The sequence below is a fragment of the Aquabacterium sp. UBA2148 genome, from assembly GCF_002328915.1.
Classification (GTDB): domain Bacteria; phylum Pseudomonadota; class Gammaproteobacteria; order Burkholderiales; family Burkholderiaceae_C; genus Aquabacterium; species Aquabacterium parvum.
In genome coordinates this window covers 15,645-25,885 of sequence record NZ_DCXA01000142.1, presented here as the reverse complement: position 1 = coordinate 25,885, position 10,241 = coordinate 15,645, and the positions used below count along the sequence as shown (strand labels likewise).

Here is a 10,241-nt window from a genome sequence, read left to right as displayed (position 1 = left end):
CCGCGCACCCGCGCCATCGTGGTCGTGCACTACGCCGGCGTGGCCTGCGACATGGACCCGATCCTGGCGCTGGCGCGTGAGCGCGGCATCGCCGTGGTCGAAGACGCTGCCCAGGCCATCGATTCCTTCTACAAGGGCCAGCCGCTGGGCAGCCTGGGTCTGTTCGGCGCCTTCTCGTTTCACGAGACCAAGAACGTCATCGCTGGCGAGGGCGGGCTGCTGACCATCAACGACACGGCCCACGTCGCGCGCGCCGAGGTCATCCGCGAGAAGGGCACCAACCGCAGCGCCTTCTTCCGCGGCGAGATCGACAAGTACGGCTGGGTGGACATCGGTTCGTCCTTCCTGCCCTCGGACATCGTCTCGGCCTACCTGTACGCGCAACTGGAGGTGCTCGACACCATCCAGGCTCGCCGCAAGGCGCTGTGGAAGCGATATCACGACCAGCTGGCCGCCGCCCTGCAGCGCCACGAGGTCGAGGCGCCCTACATCCCCAAGTGGGCGACCAACAACGGCCACCTGTTCTACATCGTGTGTCGTTCGCTGGAACACCGCACCTGCGTGCTCGAGAAGCTGCGTGCGGCCGGCATCCACGCCGTCTTTCACTACCTCTCGCTGCACAGCAGCCCCTACTTCCAGCAACAGCACGACGGCCGCGCCCTGCCTCACAGCGACCGCTTTGCCGACTGCCTGCTGCGCCTGCCGCTTTACTACGAGATGACGGACGAGCAATGCGATTTCGTCTCCGACACCCTGCTTGACGCGCTGCAGCGCTGCTGAACCCCCTTCCAGATAGGAGCCCGCCCATGAAAGTCCTGATCAACAACCGAGACCTGATCTACAAGATCGTGCGTGGGTGCTTCGACGCCGTCGGCACCAAACCCTGGGCCGCCGAGCTGGGCGTTCTGGACGGCCGCAACGCCGAGGTGATCGACCAGATCATCGCGCCGTAAAAGCTGTTCCTCGTTGACGCCTGGTCCTCACAGGCCTTTGACGACTACCGCCGAAACAACCGCCACCGCCCCTGGGTCAACGACATCGACAGCTTCACCAACTACTTTGGTGGACCGGTGTCGGAGCAGGCCACGATGGACCGCCTGCACGCCAAGGCCGTCGAGCGCTTCCAGCACAAGCCTCACGCCAGCGTCATCAAGAGCCCCACCCTGCCGGCGCGCGAGCACCTGGGCGCCCTGCTGGGCGATCGCAAGCTCGACTACATCTACGTGGACGCCAGCCACCAGTACGAGTCGGTGCTGGACGACCTGATGTTCTATGACAGCCTGCTCGGCCTGGACGGCATGCTGCAGCTCAACGACTGCTGCCACTCGCCCGCCGGCGTGCGCCAGAACCTGGGTGTGCTCGAAGCCACGCTGACCTTCATGAAGATGGCCGACTTCATGCCCGTGATGATCACCAACACCGACTGGTCGGACATCCTGCTGGTGCGCCGCAAGAGCGGCATCGACCAGGTGCTCGACAAGATCGTCGAGATCAACGACGTGACCTACGTCGAGGTGCCAAGCCAGTTGCTGGGAGCGCTGCATGTCAAGCAGGGCAAGCGCACCAACCTGAGCTTTCGCTGACAGCCGCTGATCAGGCAGCACAAGCACAAAGGCCGGGGAGACCCGGCCTTTCTCATTTCGCTTGGCACCCGGCGTCGCGCCGGGCAAGGGTGGTCAAGCCGCAGGCAAGGCCTCGGGCACCAGGCCCGCGCGTTGTCGCTCGATCATGCGCACCAGCAGCGCCTCGTACTCGCGCGCAAAACGGGCGCTGTCGAACAGCGGGCTGTCTTCGCGCGCCTGGTCCAGGCGCTCGCGCATGGCCTGGCGGCGCTGCGGGTCTCGGGCCAGCTCGACGATGGTGCGGTGGTACTGCCGCGTGTCGGTGCAGATCAGCTCGGGCAGGCCCACGGCATTGAGCAGGCTGCCAGCCACGCGCGAGGCAAAGGTCTGCCCCATGAGCGTGACCACGGGCAGGCCGGCCCACAAGGCGTCGCTGGCGGTGGTGTGGGCGTTGCAAGGCCAGGTGTCGATGAACAGGTCGGCCAGGCGAACGCGGCTGATGTGGGGACCCAGGTCCCACCGTGGGGCCCAGAACACGCGCTCGGCACCGATGCCGCGCTGCGCCAGCTCCTCCAGCAGGTGTGGCTTGGCCTGCCCGTGCCAGTCAAGCAACCAGAGCACGGCCTCGGGCAAGTCTTTGAGCACACCCACCCAGGTGTCGAGCACCTCGGGGTTGATCTTGTAAGCCTGGTTGAAGCCGCACAGCACCACCGCGTCTTCGGGCAAGCCAACCTGGGCGCGCGTCATCGGCTGGGGGCGGGGGCGCTGGCGGTCATTGGGCTGGTAGCACAGCGGCATCTGCGCGATGTGCTCGGAGAAGTTCGGTGCGTGCGACAGCGGCGTGACCAGCGGGTCGCCCACGATGTAGTCGATGAACGGCGCGCCCGTGGTGCCAGGAAAGCCCAGGAAGGCCGCTTGCAGCGGCGCCGGCCTGCGCGCCAGCACGCCCATGCGGTTGCCGGCGGTGTAGCCCTTGAGGTCGATGAGCAGGTCCAGGTCGTCGTCGGCGATGCGCTGTGCGATCACGTGGTCGGGCTGGCCTTGCAGGTCCACGAAGTGCTCGACGGCCTTGATCACGCGCCGCCTCATGGCCGTGCCGTCGTCGCGGCCTGTTGAGTAGGCAAAGATCTCGAAGCGATCGCGGGCATGGTGCTCGAACACCTCGCACATCAGCACGCAGGTGGCGTGCTGGTGGAAGTCGCTGGACAGGTAGCCCACGCGCAGGCGCTGAGGATGCGAGGCCCGGCTCGGCCTGACCACGGGCTTGAGCCCCAGCCAGGTGTTGGACATGATGGCGCTGGCCTTGCGCTGGTGGAGCGGGTCGTCCGTCAACGTCACGTGGGCAAAGGGGGCCGTGATGATCCGGGCGTCGTCGGACGCGGCGGTCACCAGGTTGCGCAACTGAGCTTCCTGCTCGGCTGCCTGTGGCCAGCGGCAGTTCTCTCGCTCGGCGTAGGCCAGCATGCCGTGCACATGCAAGGCGTTGGGCCCCAGCCCCAGGACCAGGCCGGTGCGAAAGCACTCCGACGCCTCTTCCTTGAGCTCGAGCTCATAAAAGGAAATGCCCATGCGGTAGTGCGACAGGGCATCGTCCATGCTGAACATGATGGCGTCCATGAAGGCCTGGATGGCCTCCTGGTGTTTGCCGGTATTTTGCAAGGCACAGCCCTTGGCCACCCAGTACTCGCGTGTGTTGCGCTGAGACTCCGGCATGGCCGCGAGCACCTGGAGGATCTCGGTGTTGCGCTGCAGGCGGTGCATGGCGCGCACGCGCATGAAAGCAGCCACCTCGGAGCCTGCCTCCAGCTCGGCCGCTCGGTCTGCATGCTTCAAAGCCTCTTCGAAACGCGACAGCTCCAGGCAGCAACGCGCTGCGTTGAGCCGATACAGCGGGTCGTTGGGCTGCAGCTTGACCGCGGCATCGAAGGCCAGCAGGGCAGGAACCCAGTCTTTCGCCTTCAACAGGGTGACGCCGCGTTCCCAGTGCTGACGGGCCTTCTGGGTTGATGCAGACTTGGGTCGGCTGACGACTTTCATGGGCTTCCTCGGATGGCAAGGCCCCATCGCGAGACGCTTCACGGGGCTTTACGAAGTCTATGAAGACGAGGGGCTAAAGAACCCGACAAGTGCGCCGAAAAGGGTCTGCATTTCCCGGACACGTCAAGCAGTCACTGTGCAAAGACCCGCCCAAAACGAGAAAAAAGACACTCAAGAAGGCGCCAGATCGGTCCGATACACCAACCAACGGGATCGAAAGGTTTCGGGGTCCGGTTAGCCGGCCAGAGCACTGAGTGGACTCACCACGAAGGCGAATGGGCTGACTAGCGTCGGGCAGGTCTCTCTGGAACGTCGAAAGACAGCCAGCACTTGTTCGCCGGCGCTATCGCCGGGTAGTAATCATCGCCAAAGGAACTCATCATGGGCAATTCAGTCAACACCAACGTCGTCGCTCTGAACGCACAACGCAACCTGAGCACCTCTCAATCCAGCCTGTCCATGTCGATGCAGCGCTTGTCGTCGGGTCTGCGCGTCAACAGCGCACGTGACGACGCCGCCGGCCTGGCCATCGCCGAGCGCATGGGCGCTCAGATCAAGGGCATGAACGTCGCGGTGCGCAACGCCAACGACGGCATCTCCCTGGCCCAAACCGCTGAAGGCGCGCTGGGCAAGATCGGCGACAACCTGCAGCGCATGCGTGAACTGGCTGTCCAGTCTCGCAACGCCACCAACAGCGATGGCGACCGCGCCAACCTGCAAAAGGAATTCAAGCAGCTGCAGGCTGAAATCGACCGCACGGTTCAAGGCACCAAGTTCAACGGCACCGCCCTGTTCGCATCCGGCGCCTCCACCACCCTGTCCTTCCAGGTGGGCGCTGGCACCGATGCCACCGACCGCATCGACATCGACGGCGCCGTGCTGGGTGGCGGCACCGCTGGCACCGCCACGGTGGTTGACTCCACCGCTGCAACGGCCACCGCCGACCTGCTGGCCACGGTGACCTCGAACTGGGACGGCACCAACGGCATCGCCATCGGTGGCGCCGCCTCCGGTGTGGCCACCAACATCGCCACGACCTCGCAGATCGACGACGCCATCAACGTCATCGACAAGGCCCTGGACACCATCAACGACCAACGTGCCTCCTTCGGTGCCTCGCAGAACCGCTTCGAAGCCGTGATCTCGAACCTGCAGACCAACATCGAGAACCAGACCGCCTCCCGCGGCCGGATCGTGGACGCAGACTTCGCAACGGAAACCGCGAACCTGTCTCGAGCCCAGATCCTGCAACAGGCTGGCACGGCGATGGTGGCCCAGGCCAACCAGCTGCCTCAGCAGGTCCTGTCTCTGCTGCGCTGATCTTCAGCCAGCCCGCGCCAGCCACCGCGCTGGCGCCCTCGGAAGCCGCCCCAGCCGGGGCGGCTTTTCCATTGGGTGCACAGGAATCGAAACAAGGGGCAAAAAGGCCTTCACATCCCGTTTTTGCCTCGGCTCGAATTGGTCGAACATCAGGGCACAGGTCAGAGGTAATCCGAAAGCATCTTTGGCCAGCTTTGCAAGAAAGCCGGCCGGCGTGAGCCGGGACTATCTCGATTCTTTAGGAGTGCAACATGCCCCAAACGATCAACACGAACATCGTTTCGATGAACGCACAGCGCAACCTGAACATGTCTCAGACGTCGCTGGCCACCTCGATGCAACGCCTGTCATCCGGGCTGCGCGTGAACTCCGCCAAGGACGACGCCGCTGGCCTGGCGATCGCCGAACGCATGAACACCCAGGTGCGCGGCATGAATGTCGCCATCCGCAACGCGAACGACGGCATCTCGCTGGCCCAGACCGCTGAAGGCGCGCTGGGCAAGATCGGCGACAACCTGCAGCGCATGCGTGAACTGGCAGTCCAGTCGCGCAACGCCACCAACAGCGATGGCGACCGCGCCAACCTGCAAAAAGAGTTCAAGCAGCTGCAGGAAGAAATCTCGCGCACCGTTGGCGGCGCGCGCTTCAACGGCAAGCCCCTCTTTGACTCGGGCGCCCCGACCACCCTGTCCTTCCAGGTGGGCGCCGGCACCGACGTGACCGACCGCATCGAAATCGAAGGCGCCGTGCTGGGTGGTGGTACCGCCGGCACCGCCACCGTGGTCGACTCCACCAGCGCCACGGCCGATCAGGACCTGCTGGCCACCGTGACGGCCAACTGGGACGGCACCAACGGCCTGGCCATCGGTGGCGCGGCCTCCGGTGTGGCCACCAACATCGCCACGACCTCGCAAATCGACGACGCCATCAACGTCATCGACGCCGCGCTGGACGTGATCAACGACAAGCGCGCTTCCTTCGGTGCATCGCAAAACCGCTTCGAAGCCGTGATCTCCAACCTGCAAGTCAGCGTGGAAAACCAGGCCGCAGCACGGGGCCGGATCATGGATGCGGACTTCGCGGCCGAAACCGCGAACCTGTCTCGCGCCCAGATCCTGCAGCAAGCCGGCACGGCGATGGTGGCGCAGGCCAACCAGCTGCCACAGCAGGTCTTGAGCCTCCTGGGTCGCTGATTCCGCCCGTTTTTCACGCCGGGACCCGACACAGCATCAAGTTTTCATGCCAGTCACCGATGAGCACGGCGTCCGGGTGGCCAAAAGTGCCTTCCGGGCGCTCTTGCATTGAGAGGAAGAAATCATGCCCTCACTCAGCTCAGTTGGCGTCAGCGGCACCGGCCTGGACGAGAACGTCATCACCAAACTGGTGGCGCTCGAAAAGCAGCCCGCCGACGCACTCACCACCAAGAACACCACGCTGCAAACCAAGGTTTCCACGTGGGGAAAAATCCAGAGCGCCTTTTCCTCCCTGAAGGACGCGGCCAACAAGCTGACCCAGTCCGACTTCTGGAAAGGCACCACGGCCACCTCCAGCAACGACGCCGCGGTGGGCGTGAGCACCACCAGCAGCGCTGCGGCGAGCTCCTACGCTGTCTCGGTCACCAAACTGGCACAGGGCCAGATGGTGGCCAGCAATGCCTTCACCGCTGGCAAGACGGCCCCGGTTGGCGAGGGCACGCTGCGCATCGAGCTGGGCACCTACGTCACGAACAACGCCGTGGCGCCTCCGGCCGTCACCTTCAACGCCAAGGTTGCCGCCACGGCGGTGGACATCGCCATCGGCCCCGGCGACAACACCCTGGAGAAAATCCGCGACCGCATCAACGGCGCCAACGCCGGCATCACGGCCTCGATCGTCAACGACGCATCGGGCAGCCGCCTGGTCATGCGCGGCGCCAACGGCGAGAGCAACGCCTTCAAGGTGACGGTGACTGAAAACGGCGCGGTGCCCGGCCTGTCGGCACTCGCCTACACCGCCGAGACCGGCGGCACCTCGGCCATGACCCGCAGCCAAAGCGCACAGAACGCCGAGGCCACCATCAACGGCCTGCTCGTTTCATCCGAGTCCAACACCCTCAGCGATGTGATGGACGGCGTCACCCTCACGCTCAAGCAGGCCACCACCACGCCGGCCAACATCACGGTCGCCACCGACACCGCGGCCATCAGCAAAGGCGTGAACGATTTCATCTCGGCCTACAACAACGTGGTCAGCACCATCCGCGTGCAGACCTTGTATGACGAGGCATCCAAGACGGCAGGGCCATTGCAGGGCGACTCCACCGCGCGCGGCCTGCTCAGCCAGATGCGCAACCTGATCACCAGCGACTCCACCGCCACCGCGTCGTTCTCCAGGCTCTTCGACATGGGCATCGTGACCAACACCGACGGCACGCTGAAGATGACGACCAGCAAGTTCAACGACGCCATGGGCAGCAAGCTGGCGGACATGCAGAAGTACTTCGCCAACAGCGACGATGTGGTGGCCGCCAACAACGGCATGGGCCAGCGCATCAAGAACCTGGCCTCCCAGATCCTGGACACCAACGGAGCGATCGCCAACAGCACCGATGGGCTCAAAGCCACGATCAAGCGCAACACGAGCAAGATCGACAGCATCAACGACCGCGCCGGCCTGTTCGAAGCCCGGTTGCGGCAGCAGTACACCGCCCTGGACGCCAGCTACAGCAAGCTCAGCGGCCTGCAGAGCTACGTGACCGCCCAGTTGGCTGCGCTCAACAAATCCTGAACCCAAAGTAGGGCCTGGATAGGCACTTCTTCCTGGGTCTGAGTGATCAAGGTTTGTCAGCAAACGTCGATAACTCAATCAACACGGACCAACCCGCAGAGTTTGAAGATGTACGCACCAGCCAGCCCCTTCTCCCGCCCCATCCCCGCCGGTGATCGCTCGATGTCCGGCCTGTACCGACAAGTGGGTGTCGAGACCAGCATCAGCAGCGCCTCGCCGCATCAACTGGTCAAACTGCTGCTCGACGGTTTCTTCGATGCCGTTGCCGAAAGCCGCGGCCACATGCGCAAGAAGGATGTGGAAGGCAAGACCAAGGCCATCACCCGCGCCATCCGCATCGTCGACGAAGGCCTCAAGGCCAGCCTCGACGCCAAGGCCGGTGGCGAGCTGGCGAACAACCTGCACAGCCTCTACACCTACGTGTGCCTTCGCCTGACCCAGGCGAACCTGAGCAACGACGAATCGGCCCTCGACGAATGCGTCAGCCTGATGGAGCCGATCCGCGAAGCCTGGGGCGCCATCACACCGGCCAACGCCGAAGTCGTGCGCATGGCCATGGAGGTGCGCGCATGAACGCCCCCGAACTGATCACCGCCCCCGATGAAGAAGTGGTGGCCGGCAACCTGCTGAGCTATTACGAAGCCATCGAAAACGCCAGCCTGGGCATGCTCGAAGCCGCCCGCACCGGCGACTGGGACCGCGTCGTCAAGCTCGAAGGCGCCTGCGCCGTGCTGATCGCCCGCCTCAAGCATGCCTCGGCCGACCACCCGATGGGCCCGACCGAGCAGGCGCTGAAGTCGCGCATCATGCAACGCATCCTCGTCAACGATGCCGAGATCCGCAACCTGGCCGAGCCCTGGATCAACGAACTCGGCTCGATGATGAACGGCGGCACCGACCCCGAAAAAATGCACTGATCGGACACCAGCATGCAGACGTCCCGAGCCAGTCAGGCCAGCCTCGAAGACTTCCGCCTCTCGGCCAGCGCCGAGGTCGCCGCCATGCTCGAGCGCATGGAAGCAGAGCGCTGCCTCGTCACCCTGAGCACACCGGACGGCGTGAGCTTCACCACCCTGCTGTGGGGCATCGATGCACCCAGAGGCGTGATCTCGTTCAGCGGCGACAGCACCGACACCTCGCTGCGCAGCCTGCTCGAGAGCGAAGAAATCGTTGCTGTGGTCTACCTCGATCGCATCAAGGTGCAGTTCGACGTGGAAGACCTGGTGCAGGTCAAGGGCCAGCAGCACGACGTGCTCAACGCCCGCATGCCCAGCGAGCTGTTTCGCTTTCAGCGCCGCTCCGCATTTCGGGTCGAGCCCTTTGCGCAGCACGGCCCCACCGCCACCTTCCGCCACCCGGCCATGCCCGACATGAAGGTGAGCCTGCGCGTGCTGGACGTCAGCCTCAGTGGTGTGGCCCTGTTCCTGCCCGAGAACGTCCCCGCGATCGAAGCCGGCGTGCAGGTCAACGACTGCCTGCTGCGTTTTGACGGCGAAACGCAACTCGAAGTCAACCTGCTGATCCACTACCGCACCGCCCTGCACCCGGACACCCGGGGGGCCCGACTGGGCTGCGAGTTCGCCCGGATCGATGGACAAGACCGCGCTCTGCAGCATTACATCAACCAGACGCAGAAGCGCCGCATCGTGCTGGCCGGCTGACGGGTCTCGCCCTCGTCGCTGATAGCATCGGCGGATGTCTTCCGCTTCCGCCCCCTCCACCCCCTGGGTCATCGCCACCCGTGAAAGCCGCCTCGCCCTTTGGCAGGCCGAGCACGTGCGCGACCTGCTGCAAAGCCGCTTTGGCCGCCAGGTCGACTTGCTGGGCATGACCACCCAGGGCGACCAGATCCTCGACCGCTCGCTGTCCAAGGTGGGCGGCAAGGGCCTGTTCGTCAAAGAACTCGAAGTGGCCCTTGAAGCTGGCCGCGCCGACCTGGCCGTGCACTCGCTCAAGGACGTTCCCATGGAGCTGCCCGAAGGCTTCGTGCTGGCCGCCGTGCTCGAGCGCGAGGACCCGCGTGACGCGCTCGTCTGCCCTCGTTTCGACTCGCTCGAAGCCCTGCCTCAGGGCGCGGTGGTGGGCACCTCCAGCCTGCGCCGGCTCTCCCAACTGCGCGCCCTGCGCCCCGACCTGCGCATCGAGCCCCTGCGCGGCAACCTCGACACCCGCCTGCGCAAACTCGACGAAGGCCAATACGACGCCATCGTGCTGGCCGCCGCCGGCCTCAAGCGCCTGGGCCTGGCCAGCCGCATCCGTCAGGTGATCGAGCCCGAGGTGATGCTGCCCGCTGCCGGACAGGGCGCCCTGGGCCTGGAAATCCGCGCCACGCACACCGAGCTGCCCGCAGCGTTGGCCCAACTCGCCCACTCGCCCACCTGGTTGGCCACCGCGGCCGAGCGCGCCGTCTCGCGCGCCCTTGGCGGCAGTTGCTCCATGCCCCTGGCTGCCCACGGCGACTGGCACCATGAGGCCGGCCAGGCCACCCTTCGCCTGAGAGGCCGCCTCGGTCACCCCGCCGATGGCCGCCTGGTCTCGGCCCAACGCCAAGGCCCG

At 65.1% G+C, this 10,241-nt stretch carries 11 protein-coding genes; 10 read left to right on the top strand and 1 reads right to left on the bottom strand.

Translation table 11 applies throughout. From position 1 onward, the window contains the following. The 3 genes from B2W70_RS07795 to B2W70_RS07785 form a co-directional block, all read left to right on the top strand. On the top strand, positions 1 to 780 hold a 780-nt coding region (locus tag B2W70_RS07795), incomplete at its 5' end, for a DegT/DnrJ/EryC1/StrS family aminotransferase (protein ID WP_286744485.1). A 26-nt stretch (positions 781 to 806) separates the two neighbouring features. Then, complete coding sequence (locus B2W70_RS07790; protein ID WP_286744482.1) at positions 807 to 953, top strand: hypothetical protein; 147 nt, start codon at positions 807 to 809, stop codon at positions 951 to 953. Positions 954 to 1,088: 135 nt separating this feature from the next. After that, positions 1,089 to 1,583 (top strand): hypothetical protein, encoded by a 495-nt coding sequence (locus B2W70_RS07785; RefSeq protein WP_286744480.1) that lies wholly within the window; start codon positions 1,089 to 1,091, stop codon positions 1,581 to 1,583. 93 nt (positions 1,584 to 1,676) lie between these two features. On the opposite strand, the gene B2W70_RS07780 is transcribed toward B2W70_RS07785, so the two are convergent. Then, positions 1,677 to 3,599, bottom strand: coding sequence for a glycosyltransferase family 41 protein (locus B2W70_RS07780; RefSeq protein ID WP_286744478.1), 1,923 nt, complete (start codon positions 3,597 to 3,599; stop codon positions 1,677 to 1,679). Positions 3,600 to 3,980: 381 nt separating this feature from the next. Here B2W70_RS07780 and B2W70_RS07775 point away from each other — a divergent pair, with 381 nt between their 5' ends. From B2W70_RS07775 to hemC, 7 genes are all read left to right on the top strand, one after another. Next, on the top strand, positions 3,981 to 4,919 hold the full coding sequence (locus B2W70_RS07775; RefSeq protein WP_286744476.1) for a flagellin: 939 nt from the start codon (positions 3,981 to 3,983) through the stop codon (positions 4,917 to 4,919). Between the two features lie 251 nt (positions 4,920 to 5,170). Beyond that, positions 5,171 to 6,112, top strand: coding sequence for a flagellin (locus B2W70_RS07770; RefSeq protein ID WP_058088053.1), 942 nt, complete (start codon positions 5,171 to 5,173; stop codon positions 6,110 to 6,112). A 124-nt stretch (positions 6,113 to 6,236) separates the two neighbouring features. Continuing rightward, positions 6,237 to 7,685, top strand: a complete 1,449-nt coding sequence (gene fliD / locus B2W70_RS07765; protein ID WP_058088054.1) for a flagellar filament capping protein FliD — start codon at positions 6,237 to 6,239, stop codon at positions 7,683 to 7,685. Between the two features lie 108 nt (positions 7,686 to 7,793). Next, complete coding sequence (gene fliS, locus B2W70_RS07760) at positions 7,794 to 8,258, top strand: flagellar export chaperone FliS (RefSeq protein WP_058088055.1); 465 nt, start codon at positions 7,794 to 7,796, stop codon at positions 8,256 to 8,258. Next, positions 8,255 to 8,602: a flagellar protein FliT gene (locus tag B2W70_RS07755; protein WP_058088056.1), complete on the top strand. Its 348-nt coding sequence runs from the start codon at positions 8,255 to 8,257 to the stop codon at positions 8,600 to 8,602. Before fliS ends, B2W70_RS07755 begins: the two co-directional genes overlap by 4 nt. Positions 8,603 to 8,614: 12 nt before the next feature. After that, positions 8,615 to 9,346, top strand: coding sequence for a flagellar brake protein (locus B2W70_RS07750; protein ID WP_058088057.1), 732 nt, complete (start codon positions 8,615 to 8,617; stop codon positions 9,344 to 9,346). A 34-nt stretch (positions 9,347 to 9,380) separates the two neighbouring features. Continuing rightward, positions 9,381 to 10,241 (top strand): hydroxymethylbilane synthase (gene hemC / locus B2W70_RS07745; RefSeq protein WP_286744471.1); only part of this gene is annotated, 861 nt, incomplete at its 3' end.